The organism is Streptomyces sp. NPDC048254, assembly GCF_043201895.1.
Lineage (GTDB): Bacteria > Actinomycetota > Actinomycetes > Streptomycetales > Streptomycetaceae > Streptomyces.
Genome location: NZ_JBICZJ010000001.1, coordinates 832,413 through 851,464, shown reverse-complemented (window position 1 = coordinate 851,464; position 19,052 = coordinate 832,413). Strand labels below are relative to the sequence as shown.

Here is a 19,052-nt window from a genome sequence, read left to right as displayed (position 1 = left end):
CTCCTCGTTCAAGTGGCCGAATACCTACTTGCCGCGATCCCATCGCCTGACGGGAACCGGCCACCCCCGGTGTCCCTACGCTGCCGGCGTGGGGAGGAAAACCGTAGTCGACAGGGCGGCCGGAACCTGGGCACCCGCCGTCGGCGAACACCTGACATGGATCCGCGACGTCCTGGGAAAGCTCGACCTCCCGGCCGCGCGTCGCGACACACTGTGGTCGGCACTGCGGACCGTAGGGACCCGTGCCGACGACCCTGAACTGCGCATCGCCGTCTTCGGCGAGGCGTCGAGCGGCAAGAGCACCCTGCTCAACGCCTTTCTGCGACGCCGGCTGCTGCCGTCGTCGGCGCGGGTGACCACCACCGTCACCACGGTGCTGCGGCATCACGACGGCGCCGAGGGCCTGCGGCTGAGAACGGCCGACGGAACCGAACTGGACTGGCCGTCGGCGGCCTTCGACCAGTGGGCCGGCGGGCCGGGCACGCCGTCCGCGGACGGTCTGGAAGCCGCGCTGGACCGGGTGCTCACCACCGACCTGGCGCTGCGCGTACGGGACCTGGAGGTACGGTCCCCGGTCCGGCCGCTGGGCGACGGGGTGGCGGTCCTGGACACCCCGGGGTTCAGCGTGACCGACCCGGGGCACCGGGAGATGGCCGAGGCCGCCGTGCGACAGGCGGATCTGGCGGTGGTGGTCGTGCCGGCCGTCGCGGCCATGTCGATGACCCTGGCGGACTTCCTGACCGGGCCGCTGCTCAACCACCACGACCGGTGCGTCTTCGTGGTCACCAAGATCGATCTCGTCGACGAGGGCGAACGGGACGACACCGTCGGGTTCGTCGCGGACCGGCTCAGGTCGATGGGCATCACCGATCCGCTGCTGCTGGCCTGCGCGCCGGGCAAGGCCCTGCTGGAGGCCGACGCGGCGGACGGCGGTACGCGGCCGGCCGTGGACCACCCCGGTCATCTGGCCCGTTTCCGTGCCGTGGAGCAGCGGCTGGTGCGGCTGGCCGCGGAGCGGCGGGAGTCCGCCATCGCGGCCACCGTGCTGACCCTGCTCTCCCAGCTGCTCGCGGCCGTGGAGGAGACCGCCGACGCCCAGCGCGCCGAGAACCGCCGCGCGCAGCGCGGACTGGCCGCCCTGTCGCTGCCGGACTTCGCGGGCTTCCTGGACGCCTGGACCCGGCGGGTCGTCGACCGGGTGAACACCGGTACGCGGTACGCCGCGACGACCGCCGCGGTCGGTTCGGGACGCTCCGGGCTGGACGCGAAGGTGGTCGCCGCGGTCGCCGACGAGCAGATCGACAACATTCGGGAGGCGGCCTCCGAGGTCTCCGGGATCGTCGGTCGCCACCTGAAGAAGGAGGCCAGGAAGACGGCCCGGGCCGCGGCCGGGCGGGCCGGTGAGCTGCTGGCCGCCGAAGCCGGCGAACTCGCCCGGGACTTCGCGGCGCAGTACGGCGCGCTCGCCGGGCTGGCCGGTGAGACACCCGCCGCGCCGGTGGTCCCCGTGACGGACCTGGACCTGCCCGAACCGGATCTGTCCGACGTGGACGCGGCGCTGACCGCGATGGGCGCCGAACTGGTCAGCGTCGGCAACTGGCGCACCGGGGGCGGCGCGGCGGCCGGCGCGGTCATCGGCAGCTTCATCGCCCCCGGGATCGGCACCGTCATCGGCGGCGCGCTCGGAGCCATGATGGGCACCCGCGGCCGGGACACCGCACGGACCCAGTTCCTGCAGAAGGCGCGCCCGATCATCGCCACCGCGTACACCGAGGTCGACGCCCTGCGCACGGTCTCGCTCCAGCGCATCGCCGAGGCGGTGGACGACAGTGTCGCGGCGCTCCGGCACAAGTACGAGGCCGGGTTCAGCGACGAGATCGCCCGGCTCACCCTGGCCAACCAACGCCAGCGGGTCGCGCTGGACGCCGCCGTCGCCGCCGCCGAAGGCACCGCGGCCACCGCCCGGAAGCGGCGTGAACGGGTCGCCGTCCTGCGCCGGCGCACCACAGGCACCGCGCACGCACCAGAGGAGTCGTAAGCCATGGACATACAGGCCGATCCCCAGCAACCCACCACCCGCACCCCACCCCCGGCCACCGCCGCCGTCACCGCCGACGCCGACGGCCCCGCCGCCGCTCCGCCCGGCGTCCAGCAGACGGCTTCCGACTCCACCGGCAGCACCGTCGAGCCGGCCGCACCCGGCCCCACCGGCGGCACCGTCAAACCGGCCGCACCCGCCGCCGGACAGCCGGTCGTCTCCGGCTCCGCCGGCAGCGCCGTCCAGCCGGCCGCACCCGCCGCCGAACCACCGGCCACACCCGGCCCGACCGCCAGCGCCGTTCAGCCAGCCGTCTCCGTCGCCGAACCACCGGCCCTCTCCGGCTCCGCCGGCAGTGCCGTTGTGTCGGCTCCCGTGGTCAGCGGCGGTGTTCTGCCCGTTCCCTCGCATGTCGCCGATGTCGGTGGGGACGCGCCCGGTTGGCTGCGGGAGGCTCAGGGGCTGGCGGAGCGGTATCAGCTGGACCGGATCGCGGCGGACCTGGCGGCGCTGGCCGACGGGCGGGGCCGGCGGCTGTTCCGGGTCGCCGTGGTGGGCGAGTTCAACCGCGGCAAGTCCACCCTGGTCAACCGGCTGCTCGGCCGGGACCTGCTGCCGACCGGCTCACTGCCGGTAACCCGGGTTCCGGTGGTGGTGCGGGCCGCCCAGGACGAGACGCTGACCGTCCGCTGGCCGGACGGGCGGCGCGAACTGCGCCGTCTCGACGGTGACGGCGCGTGGGACGGCCTGACCGGGGTCGTACCCGAGGAGGGTTCCGGGACCGCGGGCGGAGCCCCGGAGCCCTCCGTGACCCTCACCGTGGCCGACGGCTGGCTGGACGGGCTGGACGCCGAACTGGTGGACACCCCCGGGGTCAACTTCGGCAACGACGAGCAGCTGGAGCAGGTGCGCGAGGTCGCCGCCGGCTGCGACGCCGTGCTGTTCGTCGTCTCCGCGCTGTCCCCGCTGGGCATCACGGAACGCAGCCTGCTGGAGGAGGAGGTGCTGCGCCGGCACATCCCCTTCGTCGCCGTCGTCGTCACGATGCTCGACCTGCTCGACCCCGAGGACCGGGCGGAGGCCCTGGAGGACCTCGGGCGGCGGCTGGCCGGCCTGGCCGTGCTGGCCGCCCCCCGGCCCGGCGCCGGCGAGGCCGAGGTGGCCGCGCTGCGCGCGCTCACCGAGGGGTTCGCCCGGCGGGACGAACGTGCCGTGTGGCGCGACCGGCGGATCGCCGCCCAGGTCGCCGACCACTGCGACGCGATGACCGCGATCGCGAGCCGGACGATGGCGCTGGACCGGCTCACCACGGACGAGGCCGCGGAAGCGGCGAAGAAGGCGCAGGCGGCGCGCGAGAACGAGGAGCGCCAGTGGGAGCAGCTGCGCATCGACCTGACCGCGCGCCAGCTCACCCTCACCACCCGGCTGCGGGAGTACGTGCAGGGAAAGCGCGACGGAATGATCGAGCGGCTGCGCTGGGAACTGGACCGGACCGGCGACCCGCGCGGCTGGTGGGAGCGTGATCTGCCGTTCCGGCTGCGCCACGAACTGTCCGTGCTGGCCAAGGAGTCCGAGCGGACCGTACTGCTGCCGTCCCTCACCGCCGACAGCGGCTGGCTGGACGAGGAGGTGGCCGCCCGGCTGCCCGGCGCCCGGCCGAGCTGGATCCCGGCCGCGGGCGGGCTGAAGCTGTCGGTCGAGCCGGAGATCTCCGGCGACATCTCCAACCTGTCCGGGGTCCGGCTGGCCACCCGGCTCGGCGCGCAGGGCGGGGCCATCGTCGGCTATCTGATCGCCGCCGCCCGCTCGGCGCCGCTGCCGATGATCTACGGCGCCGGTTTCAGCCTGCTCGGCGGGCTGCTCGCCGAGGCGTCCATCCGGGCCGCCACCGAGGCCCAGCGCAGTGAGGTGGACGCGCTGCTCGTCCGGGTCGTCGACGAGGCCACGACGGCCTTCCAGCGGCAGGCGGTCGAGATGCTCTCCGAGGTCTATGGGGACGTGTTCGAACAGCTCCGGCAGTCACATCTCGCCTGGCACGACGCCTGGCGGACGGTGGCCGACTCCCGGACCGGAGACGACCAGGACTGGGAGTCCCTGGCCCGGTCCGCCGCCGCCCTGAGCGCCCGCATCCGGGCCGGACTCCGGGCCTGACCCGCGGACCGGGACCCCTCACCGGCCGCAGGTCCGAATGGATCAGAACGAAGCAGGGCGGATCGGAACAGATCAGAACAGAGAGGACGAACGGACCATGAGCACGGAAGAAGGCGGGTACGCCGCCGCGGCGGCACAGCGACTGCGGCTGACCGGCATCTGCCGCCAACTCGGCAAGATCGCCGAACAGATAGGTGACAACGGGGCGGAGACCATGGTCGCCGCCATCCTGGAGCGGATGGACACCGACGCCTTCTACGTGATGGTCGTCGGCGACTTCAAGCGCGGCAAGTCCACCTTCGTCAACGCCCTGCTGGGCGCCCAGGTGCTGCCGGTCAAGGCGGTGCCCGCCACCGCGGTCATCACCGAGGTGAAGTTCGGCGAGGCCCCGGCCGCCCAGCTGTGGAAGGAGGACTCCGTCTCGCCGGAGTCCGTCGCCCCGGAGCGGCTCGTCGACCTCATCACCGTGAACAACAAGGCGCACGACCAGCGCAACCCCTATGTGAAGGCCGAGGTCATCTGGCCGCTGGAGCTGTGCCGCAACAACGTGGTGCTGGTCGACTCACCCGGCCTCAACGACCACGAGAGCCGTGACGAGATCACCCTCGGCTACCTCCGCAAGGCCGACGCGGTGATCTTCCTCCAGCATGCCATCGCCCCGATGAGCATGGACGAGTCCCAGTTCCTGACGACGTATCTGGACGCCCACGACCCGTTCTTCGTCTTCACCTACTTCGACGCCATCGACGACCACGAGCGGGAGGACGTCATGGCGGCGGCCCGCCACCGGATCACCGCCCTGCGCGGCGACGAGCGCGACCAGGGCCGGTTCTTCTTCGTGGACGGCAAGACGGCGCTGCGGGCCAGGATCGCCGAGGACACGGCCGCCTTCCGGTCCTCCGGGGTGGCCGCGCTGGAGACGGCGCTCGAACACTATCTGGCCACCGAACGGCACAAGGTCAAGATCCTCGCCCCGGCCCGTGCGCTGAGCGGCCTCGCCCGTGAACTGGACCGCAACATCCCGCACGAGCTGGCGATGCTGGACTCGCGGAGCGGGGAACTGGAGCGCCGCTGGGAGGGCGCCCAGCAGCCGCTGCGCGAACTCCAGGCCCAGGCCCGGCAGATCACCATGGAGACCGAGAACGAGACCCGGAAGCTCCAGGGACGGGTGGAGAACCTGCTCGGCGGCTTCCTGGCGGCGGTCGCGGACGAGGCCCCGGTCGTCGCGGCCGACGTCCCCCTCACCACCAAGCTCGGGATGAACCCCCTCAAGCTCAAGGAGCGTGTCGAGCAGATCGCCGGGGAGATCGCCGCCGGTACCGCCAAGCGGATCGAGGAGAAGGTGGCCCAGTGGGTGGCGAGCTCCCTGGAACCGGTGATCGCCCAGGACCTGGAGAAGCTCGCCGAGCGGATGAACACCGAACTGGGTTCCTTCGAGGCGCGCCTGGACCGGCTGCGGGTCGACCTCACCGGGGTGACCGGTGCCGCCGCGGCCGGTGAGCGTCAGCAGGAGCCGCCGCTGACCCGGTTTTTGGCCGGGGTGGGCGGCTTCGTCCTCGGCGGGGTGGCCGGCGGCATGATGGGCGCGCAGTTCGGCGTCAAGGAGGCGCTGCGCGCGCTGCTGCCGACCATGGCCATCGCCATGGTGTGGCTGTTCACCCCGTTCGGGCTCCCCACGCTGATCGCCGGTCTGGTCATCCAGGGCATCGTGCAGAGCAACATGGCGGGCGGCCGGCTGGAGACCAAGATGCGGGAGGCCGTGGGCCGGGAGATGGCCACCCAGATCCGGCTGGAGGCGCCCAAGCAGGCCGGCGCGGCCGCCAAGTCCTTCGTGGACACGACCATGCGGCCCATCACGGAGGCCGTGAACAGCGGGCTGTCCTCGCGGATCGAGGAACTGACCCGCAGTGTGGCGGCGGCCCAGGAGACCCGGGAGCAGGGCGCGGAGGCGGTCGAGCAGCGGCGCACCGAACTCAAGCAGCTGGAGGAGCAGCTGCGGCGGACCGGCGCGGACCTCGACGACGTGGTGGACGACCTGGTGAGGATGTGATGGCCCGTTACCGCAGGCGGCTGTGCCTGGCGGTGGACCTGCGCCACTACAGCCGCCACACCTACCCCGAGCAGCAGGACGCCCAGTACCGGCTCCGGCTCGTGGTCGAGCACGCGCTGCGCCGGGCCCGGGTCCTGCGGGTGCGGGCGCAGCAGCAGCTCCAGGGCGACGGCCAGCTGGTCGTCTTCCCGGCGGGGGTCGACGTCGTACGCGCGGTCCCGGCGCTGGTCCTCGGGCTGCGCGACGGCCTCTTCCAGGCGAACCGGGCGCCCGGGCTGTTCGGCCGGCTGCGGATGCGGGCCAGTATCGGCCAGGGGGTGATCTCCCGGGCCGACCGGGGATACCTGGGCGACTGCGTGGTGCTGGTGAACCGGCTGGTCGACTCCGGTCCGGTGCGGCACGCGCTGGAGGCGGACCCCGCCGGCGACCTGGCGCTCGCCGTCTCGGACGGCATCTACCGGGACGTGATCCTGCCCCAGGCCCACGGGCTGTCGGCGGACGAGTTCCGCCGTGTCGACGTGGTCCTCCAGGACAAGGACTTCGCGTCGAGTGCCTGGCTGCACGTGCCGAGGTCGGCTCCGGCCCGGGACCTGGGGGCGGAGCAGGTGATCTGGGGCCACTCGCCGGGCCGTACCGCCCTGCGGGAGTTCGTGGTCCCGGCGCTGGGCGCGGCACATCTCGCGGCGACGGTGGTCTCGCAGAGCAGTACGCTGCGCGAGTGGGTCCTGCCGGGCGACCACAACGCAACCCCGGCGGCCATGGCGGCGGTCGCCGACCCCGACTTCGACGGCCCGGACGAGGAACGGCACGGGGAGCCGCACCATGCGGACCCACCGGACGGGCACCACTCCGACCCGCACGACGGGCACCACGCCGACCCCTACGACCCGTACGACGGGCACCACCCGGATCCCCGGCACCCCGATCCGCACCACCCGGACCCCTACCACCACGACCCGGGCCGCTCCGACCCCGCACATCCCCCGGGCGACCCCCATGACATGGATGCCACGGGGGGCCATCACCACTTCCATCTGCCCGACTTCCCTCACGGTGGGCACTGAGCGATGACCGAACACGAGCGAACGGCGCAGGACCTGACCGCGGCGGTCGCCGCGCTGACCTCCTTCCAGCTGGTCACGCAGCAGGCGGACGCGAAGGCGGGCACGATGGTCACGGTGCATGTCGGGCTCGCCGCCGTCATCGCCACCCGGGTCGGGGACCTCGGCGCTCCGGCCCCGACCGCACCGCTGGCCGTGCTCTTCTGGCTGGCCACCCTCGGCTACGGGCTCGCCTTCCTCATGTCCGGCTATCTGCTGGTGCAGGTGATCCGGCCGCGCAAGGCCGGGCTGGCCGCGTCCAACCGGTTCTCGCTGGACGCGGCCGCGGGCGACGGAACCGACCCGGACCGGCAGCCGGTGACCGAGCTGTGGGCGACGGCCAACGCCATCGCCCGGATCGCCGAGCTGAAGAACCGTTATGCGGCCCGCGCCGTCATCTGGGTCTCCGCGATGGTGCTGGCGGCGGCTTCATGGCTGGTCCTGGCAGGGGCGGCACGGTGAGCGGCGAGGCGCCCCAGACCGTGCCCGCGATCCGGCTGAGCTCGGAGACGTCCCGTACCAGGATCCGCCGGTAGCCCGTCTCTATGACCGACTGCTGGCGCAGGGACCGTAGCACCCGGTGCACGCTCGGCTCGGAGGCGCCGACCAGCTCCGCCAGTTCGGGCTGGGTCAGTGCCACCCCTATCGAGATGCCGGTGTCCCCGGCCCGGCCGTAGATCCGGGCGAGTTCCCCCAGCACCCGCGCCACCCGGGTCGCGACCGCACAGCTGCCGAACTCCTGGCGGCGCCGGGTCGCCCAGCGGAGCTTTCCCGCCACGGCCCGCAACACGGCCTGGGCGGCGTCGTCGTAGAGCGCCAGGAAGGCGAGGAACTCCTGACTGCTGATCCGGTTGGCGACGCCCGTGCCGGACGCCACGACGGTGGCGACCCTGGGCTGGTCGTCGAAGCAGGCGAGTTCGCCCACGATGTCGCCGCCGGCCCGGACCGCCAGCAGCGCCTCCCGGTTGTCCTCCGTCATGGCCAGCACCTTGAACCAGCCGCTGAGCAGCAGGAACACATGCGAGCCCGATTCCCCCTCTCGCATCAGCCGTTCGCCGCCGGTGAAGCGCGTCGGTCGTCCCAAGGACATCAGATGGTCGCGCGTCGGTGCCGAGAGTTCGCCCAGCAGGCTGCTGGCCGGCCAGGGATTCCTCTCCGCTCTCAGGGCGGATGCACTGCGCGCAGCGCCAGACGCCATAAACGAGCCCCCCTCGAATTGCCGTTCGTTTTCAGACACAGCGCCGGATTTCATTATGTGACGCTTATAACCGCCCTGTTCAGGAATTTGCTTTTTTGCGCAAGTGTCATGTCGCGAGACCCCACCGGACGGGAAGACCCCACCCGGACGGGTGGGGTCTGGGCCGGCCGCCGGGGTGGGGCGCCGGGTTTGCGGGGTGGCGGTTCTCAGTCCAGGTAGCCCCTCAGCTGGTCCGCGAAGGCGTGGTCCCGGAGCTTGTTGAGCGTCTTCGACTCGATCTGGCGGATCCGTTCCCGTGTCACGCCGAAGATGCGCCCTATCTCCTCCAGCGTGCGCGGGCGGCCGTCGGCCAGCCCGTACCGCAGTTGTACAACCTTCCGCTCCCGCTCCCCCAGCGTCGACAGCACCGCCTCCAGGTGCTCGCGCAGCAGCAGGAACGCCGCCGACTCCACGGGGCTCGCCGCGTCGCCGTCCTCGATGAGGTCACCGAGGGCCACGTCGTCCTCCTCGCCGACGGGGGCGTGCAGGGAGACCGGTTCCTGCGCGAGGCGGAGCACCTCGCCGACCCGCTCCGGCGCGAGGTCGAGGTGGGCGGCGACCTCCTCGGGCGTCGGCTCGTAGCCCCGTTCCTGGAGCATCCGGCGCTGGACGCGGACGACCCGGTTGATGAGTTCCACGACATGCACCGGGACCCGGATGGTGCGGGCCTGGTCGGCCAGGGCGCGGGACATGGCCTGGCGGATCCACCAGGTCGCGTAGGTCGAGAACTTGTAGCCGCGGGCGTAGTCGAACTTCTCGACGGCGCGGATCAGGCCCAGGTTTCCCTCCTGGACCAGGTCCAGCATGGTCAGGCCGCGGCCGACGTACCGCTTGGCCACCGACACGACGAGCCGCAGGTTGGCCTCGATGAGGCGGCGCTTGGCCATACGGCCCATGACGACCAGCCGGTCGAGGTCGAGGGCCAGCTCGCTGTCGAGGTCCGGGGCGCTGCCCAGCCTCTCCTCGGCGAACAGACCGGCCTCGACGCGGCGGGCGAGTTCGACCTCCTCGGCGGCGGTGAGCAGCGGGATACGGCCGATCTCGCGCAGGTACTGCCGGAACAGGTCGGAGGAGGGGCTGCCGTTGTCGACGCGGGCGACGGCGGCCGGCTCGGGCTCCGGCTCGGTCTCGGGCTCGGTCTCGGGCTCGGGCTCCGGGGGCTCGGCCGCGAGTTCCTCCACGGCCGGTCCCCCGGCCTCCGCCGGCTGCTCCGTCTCCGTCTCGGGGTGGACAGCGACCCGGCTCTGCGGTGGCACGCCGGCATAGACGTCGGCGTCGGCCTCCGGCTCGTCCGTGAGCGTGCTGTCGGTCTGGGTCAGGGTCTGGGTCTGCACGGGGGCGACCTCCAGGATGATCGCTGCCAGCGGGTACGGCAGCGGTACTTCGGGGACGGAGACGACGGCCTCGCCGCTGTCCGCCCCGTACGCGATGAGTGGAACGGCGGGGGTGTGGGACCCGTCCGGGACAGGCCGGCCGCGCTCCGAGGACTCAGGCACCGCCCCCCAGTGTGGGGTAAGACACATCGCCGCCACGAGGGGCGTGCGGTGACTTTTTGCGTCCGGCCCGTGACCGCGTGGTTATCCTGTCGGCCGCTCGAAGCTCACAGGGCGGCGACGCCGCGCTCGCGCAGCGCCTGCCCGTACTGCTGGAGCACCCACAACTCGTTCTGTACGGCGGCGAGTTCGGCCGGGTCACCACCGCTGCCGAGGCGGGTGAGGGTGATCTGGATCTCGTGGATACGACGGTCCACGGCCCGGCGGCGGACGGTCACGAGCTGCTCGCCCGCGTAGTTCTCGTCGACCGTGCGGCGCATGATCGCCTCGACGGCGAGCTCCGTGACCATCGCGCGCACCGAGTCGTCGGGAGCCGACTCACGCACCCGGACCAGGTACTCCTGCGGATCCTGCACGCCCCACTCGGAGCCGCCCGCCTCCATGATGGTCTGGCGTACGGCCGCGTACGGCGCGGCGGTGAACTCGTCGATGCCGTACGCGTCGAACGCCGGGGAGACCAACTCGGGCCGCTGGAGGGCGAGTTTGAGGAGCTCGCGCTCGGTGGCGTAGACGGCGTTGCGCAGATTGAGGGCGGGGCCCGAGACGGCCGGGCGCGAGCCGCCCGTGTCGTACGACGGCTGCTGCGGGCCGCGGGCCGGGGTGGACCCCCTGCCGCCCTTGTCCCGTGCCCAACGGGCCAGCTGGGCCACCCGCTTGACCACGAACTGGGTGTCGAGGATGCCGAGCATGCCGGCCAGTTCGACGGCGACCTCGTGCTGGGCGCCGCTGTTCTTGATGCGGGCGACGATCGGTGCGGCCTCGTCCAGGGCGGCCGCGCGGCCCGCCGGGGTGTCCAGGTCGTAGCGGGCCACGATCTGGCGGAGCGCGAACTCGAAGAGCGGGGTGCGGGGCTCTGCCAGGTCGGCGACCGCCTCGTCGCCCTTGGCGAGGCGCAGCTCGCAGGGGTCCATGCCGTCCGGCGCGATGGCGATGTACGTCTCGGCGGCGAACTTCTGGTCGTCCTCGAAGGCACGCAGGGCGGCCTTCTGACCGGCCGCGTCACCGTCGAAGGTGAAGATCACCCGGGCGCTGCCGTTGTCCATCAGCAGCCGGCGGAGGATCTTGATGTGGTCGCCGCCGAAGGCCGTACCGCAGGTGGCGATCGCGGTGGTCACCCCGGCCAGGTGGCAGGCCATGACATCCGTGTAGCCCTCGACCACGACCGCGCGGCTGGCCTTGGCGATGCTCTGCTTGGCGAGGTCGATGCCGTACAGGACCTGGGACTTCTTGTAGATCGCGGTGTCGGGCGTGTTGAGGTACTTGGGCCCGTTGTCCGCCTCGTAGAGCTTGCGGGCGCCGAAGCCGACGACCTCACCGCCGATGTCCCGGATCGGCCACATCAGCCGCCCCCGGAACCGGTCGATGGGCCCGCGCCGCCCCTCCTGCGACAGCCCCGACAGCAGCAGCTCCTTGTCGGTGAAGCCCTGGCCGCGCAGATAGCGGGTGAGGTGGTCCCAGCCCTGGGGGCTGTAGCCGACGCCGAAGTGGACGGCGGCGGCCTGGTCGAAGCCGCGCTCGGCGAGGAAGACCCGGCCGGTCTCGGCCTCGGGGCTGGTGGCGAGCTGTTCCGCGTACCAGACGGCGGCGATCTTGTGCGCCTCGACCAGGCGGATCCGCTCACCGCGCTGGTGGGAGGGGTTGTACCCGCCCTCCTCGTACCGCAGGGTGATGCCGGCCAGCCCGGCCAGCCGCTCGACCGCCTCCGAGAAGGAGAGGTGGTCGACCTTCATCACGAAGGTGAGGGTGTCGCCGCCCTCCTGGCAGCCGAAGCAGTGGAAGAGTCCCTTGCTCGGGCTGACCTGGAAGGACGGCGACTTCTCGTCGTGGAACGGGCAGAGTCCCTTGAGGTTCCCGCCGCCCGCGTTGCGCAGCTGGAGGTACTCGGACACGACGGCGTCGATCGGGACCGCGTCCCGTACCGCCTTCACGTCCTCGTCATTGATCCGTCCTGCCACGGATGAATTCTACGGGGGCGGACCGACAGTCCCGGGGCACATGCAGCGCCCCGTCAGGGGCGCGGGGCTCCTGCCCGATATGCGGCTCCGCCGCGCGGGCGCGAGCAACCACGACGGCCCCGCACCCGCAACACCACAGCTCCCGGCAACCCCTTAGGCGCCCAGGCTGTCCAACGGCACATGAGGATTCGCCAGCGCATCGGTGTCCACCACGACCCCCGAAACGACCAGCTTCTGGATCGGCTCTGTGACATCCCACACGTTCACGTTCATCCCGGCCAGCACCCGCCCCTCCTTCAGCCAGAACGCGATGAACTCCCGCTTCCCCGCGTCCCCCCGGATGACGACCTCGTCATACGACCCGGCCGGCGCCCACCCGCTGTACTCCATCCCGAGGTCGTACTGGTCGGAGAAGAAGTAGGGCACCCGGTCGTAGGGCACGTCACGGCCCAGCATCGAGCGCGCCGCCGCCGGACCGCCGTTCAGCGCGTTGGCCCAGTGCTCCACCCGCAGCCGGGTGCCGAACAGGGCGTGCGGGAAGGAGGCCACGTCGCCGGCCGCGTAGATGTCGGGGTCGGAGGTCCGCAGCCGTTCGTCGACGACGATGCCGCCGCCGTGCGCCCGGTCGGCGATCTCCAGCCCCGCCGCCTCGGCGAGCCCGGTCCGCGGCGCCGCGCCGATCGCCGCGAGGACGTCGTGTGCCGGGTGCTCCTCGCCGTCGTCGGTGCGGGCGGCGAGCACCATGCCGTCCTGCCCGACGATCTCGGTGAGCCGTACGCCGAAGCGGAACCGGACCCCGTGCTCCTCGTGCAGCTGGGCGAAGACGTTGCCCAGCTCGGGCCCGAGCACGCCGTGCAGCGGGGTCGGCCCGTGCTCGATGACGGTGACCTCGGCGCCGTACGTCCGGGCCGCCGCCGCGATCTCCAGGCCGATCCAGCCGGCACCCGCGATGACGAGGTGCCCGTTGTCCCGGCCGAGGGCGGCGAGGACGCCCTTGAGGCGCTCCGCGTGTGCGAGGCGGCGCAGGTGGTGGACGCCGGCCAGGTCGGTGCCGGGGATGTCGAGGCGGCGGGGCTCGGCGCCGGTGACGAGCAGCAGCTTGTCGTAGCGGACGATCGTGCCGTCGTCGCCGAACCGGACGGTCCTGGCGGCGCGGTCGATCCGGTCCACGGTCTGGCCGAGGTGCAGCTCGATGTCGTTCTGCGCGTACCAGGCGGGCTCGTGCACGAAGACGCTGTCCCGCTCCTCCTTGCCGAGCAGATAGCCCTTGGAGAGCGGCGGCCGCTCGTACGGGTGGTCGCGTTCGTCGCAGATCAGTATCACCCGGCCGGTGAAGCCCTCGGCTCGGAGCGTCTCGGCCGCCTTCGCGCCGGCGAGTCCGCCACCGACGATGACGAATGTCTGGTCCGCGTCGACCACTTGATGCCTCCTCGTAAGGGTGCCGCCACATATGCCGCCCACATGCGCCGCACTGTGAGCCTCCCGCACGCAGCGTGATGCGGGAAGAGGGAGTGACCTCCGCTGACGCGATCATGACCCGATCAGGCCACGGGGAGTCACAGAGGGTCACAAAATGTTCACTTACGCCCCGTCAGCCTCGCATGTGACGACCGCGCGGAGGCGTCGGTGAGCGACGCGATCTGATCGACGATCACGCGTTTGCGGGCGTGGTCGTCGGCCGCCGCGTCGAACAGCGCCCGGAACTGCGGGTCGAGGCCGTCGGGGGCGCGAAGGGTCAGCGCCTCGGCGAGTTCGGCGACGACGACCCGCTGCTCGGCGCGGATCCGCTCCTGTTCGGCACGCTGCATGACGTAACGGTGTGCGATCGCCTTCAGCACCGCGCACTCCATCCGGGCCTCGCGCGGTACGACGAGTTCGGCGCCGTAGCGGGTGAGCCGGCCGCTGCCGTACGTCTCGCGGGTGGCGGCCTCCGCGGCCAGGCAGAAGCGGCCGATGAGCTGGCTGGTGGTGTCCTTGAGGCGGGCCTGGGCCACCGCGGTGCCGTCGTAGCCGTGCGGCCACCACTCCTCCTCCTGGAGCCGGTCGAGGGCGGCGGCGAGTTCGGCGGGGTCGGTGCCGGCCGGCACGTATCTGCCGACGGCGACCGCGTAGACCTCCTGCCGTTCCGGTTCGGCGTGCAGGCAGTTGGGGTCGATGTGGCCCGCGTGCAGGCCGTCCTCGATGTCGTGCACGGAGTAGGCGACGTCGTCGGACCAGTCCATGACCTGCGCCTCGAAGCAGGTGCGGGTGCCGGGGGCCTCCTTGCGGACCCAGTCGAAGACCGGGCGGTCGTCCTCGTACACGCCGAACTTCGGCGACGCCGGGTCGGTCGGGTGCGCGCCGCGCGGCCAGGGGTACTTGGTGGCCGCGTCCAGGGCGGCGCGGGTGAGGTTGAGGCCGACGGAGCCCTCGGGAGTGAACCGTTTGGGTTCGATGCGGGTGAGGAGGCGCAGGGACTGGGCGTTGCCCTCGAAGCCGCCGCAGTCGTCCGCGAACTCGTTCAACGCCTGTTCGCCGTTGTGGCCGAAGGGCGGGTGGCCGAGGTCGTGGGAGAGGCAGGCGGCCTCGACGAGGTCGGGGTCGCAGCCGAGGGCGGCGCCCAGCTCCCGGCCGACCTGGGCGCATTCGAGGGAGTGGGTGAGTCGGGTGCGGGGGCTGGCGTCCCACATCTGGCTGGGGTTGCCGGGGGTGACGACCTGGGTCTTGCCGGCGAGCCTGCGGAGCGCTCCGCTGTGCAGGACGCGGGCGCGGTCCCGCTGGAAGGCGGTGCGGCCGGGGCGTTTGTCGGGTTCGGGGGCCCAGCGGTCGGCTGACGCCGGGTCGTAGGCCGAGGAGGGTGCGGGTGCGGGGACTGCCATGGTTCGACAGTACGGGGCGATAGTGACAAACGGGTGTTTGGTGCGCCTACTCGCCCGCCGGGTCGGGTGGGTTCGCGTGTGCGGGCGGGTGGGGGCTGGTCGCGCAGTTCCCCGCGCCCCTGGGGGCGCGTCGCACACCCGCGTCTGCCGGGCGCGGCCCCCCTTACGCGGCCGCGGTCACGGGCGTTTCCCGTGCACGCTGATAGCGGTGCAGGACCAGGGCGGCCATCGCGTCGTGGGCTCCCAGTGGGGCCGACGCCAGCCATGGGGCCCGGTCCGCGCACTCCGTGGCGAAGCGGCCGGGGGCCGTGAAGTAGGAGGCGATGGCGATGCGGTAGCGGCCCCTTGCCTGCAGAGCGGTGATCGCCTCCTGGACCGTCGGAGCCGCCGCCGAGGCGTAGGCCGGGAGGACCGGGACACCCAGGCGTGCCGCGAGGAGCCGGGCCATGCGGTTGGTGTCGACCTTGGAGTCGGGGTCGCGGGAGCCGGCCGCCGCCAGGACCACGGCACTCGCGGGCCGGGGGCGCCAGCCCGCCTCCAGCAGCCGGGCGTGCAGGGTGTCCGCCAGGAGGGGATGCGGGCCCAGCGGGGCGGCGACACGGGTGCAGGCCGGGGAGGCCGCGGCCATCTCCGGGATGTCCTGCCTGACGTGGTACCCGCGGCTCAGCAGCAGCGGGACCAGGACGGCCGGGGTGTCGCCGAGGGCCGCGAGGGTGTCCGGGAGCAGCGGCTCGTTCAGCTCGATGTGCCCAAGGCGCACGGACAGCTCGGGGCGCAGCTCGCGCACCCGGTCCATCAGGGCCCGCACGGTGCTGAGCGCACGCGGGTCACGGCTGCCGTGGGCCACCAGGACCAGGGCGGGCGGGCCGGGGCGCGGAGGAAGGTCGGACACGGTCATGACGGGATCCTCGCCGGGCGGGATTGCACCCCCGTTGCCTGACGGTCACGGGAGTTTTCGTACGCTTCACGGCACGAATCCGGCCGCTGTGAGCGAACCGGAACGCCTCGGCCTGCGTCCTCCAAGGTCGGAGCCGCCGGGGGGAGGCCACGGGGAAGCCGAGGAGAAGTCGAGGGGGAACAACCGTATGAAGATCCGCCGACCGCGGCTGCCGCGCACCCGTACCGGCAGACGGCGTCTGGTGCAGGGCGTGATGGCCGGGTGCGTGCTGGCGCTGCTGCCGGCCACCTGGCTGTACGTGTCGACGGCCGACCGGCTGCGCACGGTGGCGGACGTACCCCGCGCCGACGTCGCGGTCGTCTTCGGCGCGGGCCTGTGGGACGGCGAGCCGTCACCGTACCTCGCCCACCGCCTGGACGCGGCGGCGAAGCTGTACCGGGAGGGCCGTATCAAGGTCGTCCTCGTCACCGGCGACAACAGCCGGAAGGACTACGACGAGCCGGACGCCATGCGCACCTACCTGACCGCGCACGGCGTCCCCGGCGGGCGCATCGTCAGCGACTACGCCGGCTTCGACACCTGGGACTCCTGCGTCCGCGCGAAGAAGATCTTCGGCGTGGACCGGGCGGTACTGGTCAGCCAGGGCTTCCACATCCGGCGCGCGGTGGCGCTGTGCGAGGCGGCTGGGGTCGAGTCGTACGGCGTCGGGGTCGAGGACAAGCACGACGCGACCTGGTACTACGGCGGGACGCGGGAGGTCCTCGCGGCCTGCAAGGCGGCCCTGGACGTGCTGTTCGAGCCGAACCCCCAGTTCCTCGGAAAAAAGGAACCGGGGGTCGCGAAGGCCCTGGCCACGGCAGCCGGCCAGACCGGCCAGCCTGGTTAGGCCGGTTACGCCGGTTACGCCGGTTACGCCGGTCAGACCGACGAGGCCCGTCGGCCGGCCAGGCTCCTCGCTCAGTCAGGAGCGTCGGCCGTTCGAGCCCACCGGCCAGTCAGACCCGTCGGCCGTTCAGACCCACCGGCCAGTCAGGAGCGCTGGGCGGCCTCGGCGTACGCGGCCGCAGCCCCGGCCGTGGCCGCAGCCGAAGTCGCCGCCGTCGCCGCAGCCGAAGTCGCCGCCGTCGCCGCAACCGGAGTCGCCGCCGTCGCCGTGGCCGAAGTCGTCGCCGTCGCCGTGGCCGAAGTCGTCGCCGTGGCGGCAGCCGAGGTCGTCGCCGGGTGGTGTGGGCGGCCGCCGGTGGTGCGCGGGTGGAACGCGGGGGTGTCGGCCCGGACTTCGGCGGCGCGGCCGAGGTGTTCGAGGCCGCCGTCGGAGGTCCAGCGGCCGAGCGCGCCGGTGCGGACCATGACGCGGCCCGCGCCGAGGAACGGATCGGGTGCGTACCGCCCGGCGTTCCGCGTGCCGTCGCCGGGGTGCCCCGCCGGGACGCAGTCGCCGCCCGCCCACACCTCGCCCATCTCGCCGACGGGCAGCGGCCGGCGGTCGGCGTCGAGGACGTACACCGTGGTGTTGGCGACGGGGCGGCCGACGGCCGGTCGTCCGGCGGCCGGGTCGTGGCGGCCCATGGTGCTGACGACGGTCGCCTCGGCCGGACCACGGCAGTCGAAGAGGGCGGCCTGCCGCGACCAGTGGTCGGCGAGCGGACGCGGCGGGCCGGACTCCCCGGCGACGGCGACCGCGCGCAGCCGCGGGCAGGCCGCGGGGTCGATGCCGGACAGCACGGCCGGGGTGGCGATCAGGACGGTCGCGGTGCCGGCCGCGGCGGCGGGGTCCGCGCCGCGGATGACCAGGGTGGCGCCGCGGGTGAGGCAGCCGAGGATCTCCCAGGCGGCCGGGCCGGAGGCGATGCCGAGGAGTTGGGCCACCCGGTCGCCGGGGCGGATGCCGAGGCCGCCGGGTTCGGTGAGCAGCAGGTTGGTGACGTTGCGGTGGCTGACCTTCACCCCTTCGGGGCGGCCGGAGGAGGTGTCGGCGGTGAAGAGGACGTGGCAGCCGTCGTCGGGGTGCGGGGGCACGATCATGGTGGCCCGCTGGTACGGCACGGGGTCGTCGAGGGCGATGAGCCGGTGGCCGTCGGGGAGCGGGATGCGCGGGGCGTGTTCCTTCTGGGTGAGGATCACCCGGGTGCGGGCGGTGCGGAGGACGTGCCCGAGCCGCTCCGGGGGCGTGCGGCCGATGTCCTGGGGGACGTAGGCGGCGCCCGCCTTGAGGACGGCGAGCAGCCCGACCAGCGTCGGGATGGACCGGCGGGCGAAGAGGCCGACATGGTCGCCGGGGCGGACGCCCTCGCGGACCAGGTGGGCGGCGAGGGCACCGGCGTAGCGGTCGAGTTCGCCGTAGGTGAGGGTCGCGCCGTGGTGTTCGGCGGCGACGGCGTGGGGGTGGGCGATCGCGTGCCGTTCGATCGCGCGGTGGACGAGCGGTTCGTGGACGGGTGCGCTGGGGCCGCGGCCGTACTGCCAGAAGAGGTGCTGGTCGCGGGGGGTGAGGTGACGCAGAGGCATGGCTCGGAGACCTCCTGGCTGCATGCGTGTACGTGGGGGGAGGCCGGGTCCGGGTGCGGCGGGGGCCCGGACCGGGCCGTGGAGCGAGAGGCCGAACGTCGTACGGGGTGGTGCGTGGTGCGCGGAGCTTCGCGAACAGGTGCACGACTGTAGTCGGGCCCCTTGAAGTCTCAACGGTGACCGACCGGCCAACCCCGGCACGGAACAAGCCACATGGGCCGTACGAGGTCGCCGCGGCCACGGCTACGACGCGGCGGGGCCGGGCAGCCCGCGGGTCAGCCAGTCACCGCCCTCGATACGACGGCCGTCCGCACGCAGCCCGGCGGCCACGGCGGCCCCCGCGAGGTACACCCAGGCCCGGACGGCGGCCCCGTCCCGCCGTCGTACGACGTCCCGCTCCACGCGCACGTAGGGACCGTGCGGGTCCCCCTCCACGCATTCCTCCAACTCGTCGAGTTCCAGGAGGAGTCGGTCGTACGACTCCGGGCGGGCGGTGACCAGTTCGCCGCACACGCCCGCGCCGGGTGCCTCGACGGCGTAGGGGTAGCCGGGCCCGTCGTACAGCACCGCGCCCGGGAGCCGGCCGGGTTCCTCGGACACGGTCCGCCCCCGCAGGAACAGGTCGTGGTTGATTTCGCCGGGGCGGAGCGTGCCGTAGACGAAGAAGGGGAGGTGGCGGGGGTTCCGGGCGGTCACAGAAAGGA

14 protein-coding genes are annotated in these 19,052 nt (G+C 72.8%); 6 read left to right on the top strand and 8 right to left on the bottom strand.

Annotated features, from left to right (window positions below; genetic code table 11):
* The first annotated feature begins 88 nt into the window (after positions 1-88).
* The 5 genes from ACGFZQ_RS03870 to ACGFZQ_RS03850 all read left to right on the top strand — a co-directional run bounded on the left by ACGFZQ_RS03870 (position 89) and on the right by ACGFZQ_RS03850 (position 7,801).
* Positions 89-2,038, top strand: coding sequence for a dynamin family protein (locus ACGFZQ_RS03870; RefSeq protein WP_393839019.1), 1,950 nt, complete (start codon positions 89-91; stop codon positions 2,036-2,038).
* A gap of 3 nt (positions 2,039-2,041) precedes the next feature.
* Positions 2,042-4,189 carry a dynamin family protein gene (locus ACGFZQ_RS03865; protein ID WP_393839018.1) on the top strand — a complete coding sequence of 716 codons (2,148 nt, stop codon included), beginning with the start codon at positions 2,042-2,044 and terminating at the stop codon, positions 4,187-4,189.
* A gap of 97 nt (positions 4,190-4,286) precedes the next feature.
* Positions 4,287-6,239: a dynamin family protein gene (locus ACGFZQ_RS03860; protein ID WP_393839017.1), complete on the top strand. Its 1,953-nt coding sequence runs from the start codon at positions 4,287-4,289 to the stop codon at positions 6,237-6,239.
* The gene (locus ACGFZQ_RS03855; RefSeq protein WP_393839016.1) at positions 6,239-7,303 is read left to right on the top strand and encodes a hypothetical protein; all 1,065 of its coding nucleotides are present in this window, start codon (positions 6,239-6,241) and stop codon (positions 7,301-7,303) included. Before ACGFZQ_RS03860 ends, ACGFZQ_RS03855 begins: the two co-directional genes overlap by 1 nt.
* 3 nt (positions 7,304-7,306) lie before the next feature.
* Positions 7,307-7,801, top strand: a complete 495-nt coding sequence (locus ACGFZQ_RS03850) for a hypothetical protein (protein ID WP_393839015.1) — start codon at positions 7,307-7,309, stop codon at positions 7,799-7,801.
* Here the strand turns inward: ACGFZQ_RS03850 and ACGFZQ_RS03845 are convergent.
* The 6 genes from ACGFZQ_RS03845 to ACGFZQ_RS03820 form a co-directional block, all read right to left on the bottom strand.
* Positions 7,734-8,423 carry a Crp/Fnr family transcriptional regulator gene (locus ACGFZQ_RS03845; protein ID WP_393839014.1) on the bottom strand — a complete coding sequence of 230 codons (690 nt, stop codon included), beginning with the start codon at positions 8,421-8,423 and terminating at the stop codon, positions 7,734-7,736. The two genes, ACGFZQ_RS03850 and ACGFZQ_RS03845, sit on opposite strands and share 68 nt — an antisense overlap.
* 320 nt (positions 8,424-8,743) lie before the next feature.
* Positions 8,744-10,072, bottom strand: a complete 1,329-nt coding sequence (locus tag ACGFZQ_RS03840) for an RNA polymerase sigma factor (RefSeq protein WP_393839013.1) — start codon at positions 10,070-10,072, stop codon at positions 8,744-8,746.
* Between the two features lie 104 nt (positions 10,073-10,176).
* Positions 10,177-12,084, bottom strand: coding sequence for a DNA primase (gene dnaG, locus ACGFZQ_RS03835; protein ID WP_351731285.1), 1,908 nt, complete (start codon positions 12,082-12,084; stop codon positions 10,177-10,179).
* A gap of 153 nt (positions 12,085-12,237) precedes the next feature.
* On the bottom strand, positions 12,238-13,503 hold the full coding sequence (locus tag ACGFZQ_RS03830) for an NAD(P)/FAD-dependent oxidoreductase (protein ID WP_393839012.1): 1,266 nt from the start codon (positions 13,501-13,503) through the stop codon (positions 12,238-12,240).
* A 158-nt stretch (positions 13,504-13,661) separates the two neighbouring features.
* On the bottom strand, positions 13,662-14,942 hold the full coding sequence (locus tag ACGFZQ_RS03825) for a deoxyguanosinetriphosphate triphosphohydrolase (RefSeq protein WP_393839011.1): 1,281 nt from the start codon (positions 14,940-14,942) through the stop codon (positions 13,662-13,664).
* A 163-nt stretch (positions 14,943-15,105) separates the two neighbouring features.
* Positions 15,106-15,840: a sirohydrochlorin chelatase gene (locus tag ACGFZQ_RS03820; RefSeq protein WP_393839010.1), complete on the bottom strand. Its 735-nt coding sequence runs from the start codon at positions 15,838-15,840 to the stop codon at positions 15,106-15,108.
* A gap of 187 nt (positions 15,841-16,027) precedes the next feature.
* Here ACGFZQ_RS03820 and ACGFZQ_RS03815 point away from each other — a divergent pair, with 187 nt between their 5' ends.
* The gene (locus ACGFZQ_RS03815) at positions 16,028-16,726 is read left to right on the top strand and encodes a vancomycin high temperature exclusion protein (protein ID WP_393839009.1); all 699 of its coding nucleotides are present in this window, start codon (positions 16,028-16,030) and stop codon (positions 16,724-16,726) included.
* 143 nt (positions 16,727-16,869) lie between these two features.
* Here the strand turns inward: ACGFZQ_RS03815 and ACGFZQ_RS03810 are convergent, their stop codons facing one another.
* Together ACGFZQ_RS03810 and ACGFZQ_RS03805 are read right to left on the bottom strand one after the other, a co-directional pair.
* Entirely contained in the window at positions 16,870-18,348 is a 1,479-nt protein-coding gene (locus tag ACGFZQ_RS03810) for an AMP-binding protein (protein WP_393839008.1), read from the bottom strand.
* Positions 18,349-18,591: 243 nt separating this feature from the next.
* Positions 18,592-19,044, bottom strand: a complete 453-nt coding sequence (locus tag ACGFZQ_RS03805) for a gamma-glutamylcyclotransferase family protein (protein ID WP_393839007.1) — start codon at positions 19,042-19,044, stop codon at positions 18,592-18,594.
* Positions 19,045-19,052 lie beyond the last annotated feature (8 nt).

What these genes read in the sequence shown, in the direction of transcription:
- ACGFZQ_RS03865 (WP_393839018.1), top strand. Translation starts at nt 2,042, where the DNA reads ATGGACATACAGGCCGATCCCCAGCAACCCACCACCCGCACCCCACCC.
- ACGFZQ_RS03860 (WP_393839017.1), top strand. Translation starts at nt 4,287, where the DNA reads ATGAGCACGGAAGAAGGCGGGTACGCCGCCGCGGCGGCACAGCGACTG.
- ACGFZQ_RS03855 (WP_393839016.1), top strand. Translation starts at nt 6,239, where the DNA reads ATGGCCCGTTACCGCAGGCGGCTGTGCCTGGCGGTGGACCTGCGCCAC.
- ACGFZQ_RS03850 (WP_393839015.1), top strand. Translation starts at nt 7,307, where the DNA reads ATGACCGAACACGAGCGAACGGCGCAGGACCTGACCGCGGCGGTCGCC.
- ACGFZQ_RS03825 (WP_393839011.1), bottom strand. Translation starts at nt 14,942, where the DNA reads ATGGCAGTCCCCGCACCCGCACCCTCCTCGGCCTACGACCCGGCGTCA.
- ACGFZQ_RS03820 (WP_393839010.1), bottom strand. Translation starts at nt 15,840, where the DNA reads ATGACCGTGTCCGACCTTCCTCCGCGCCCCGGCCCGCCCGCCCTGGTC.
- ACGFZQ_RS03815 (WP_393839009.1), top strand. Translation starts at nt 16,028, where the DNA reads ATGAAGATCCGCCGACCGCGGCTGCCGCGCACCCGTACCGGCAGACGG.
- ACGFZQ_RS03810 (WP_393839008.1), bottom strand. Translation starts at nt 18,348, where the DNA reads ATGCCTCTGCGTCACCTCACCCCCCGCGACCAGCACCTCTTCTGGCAG.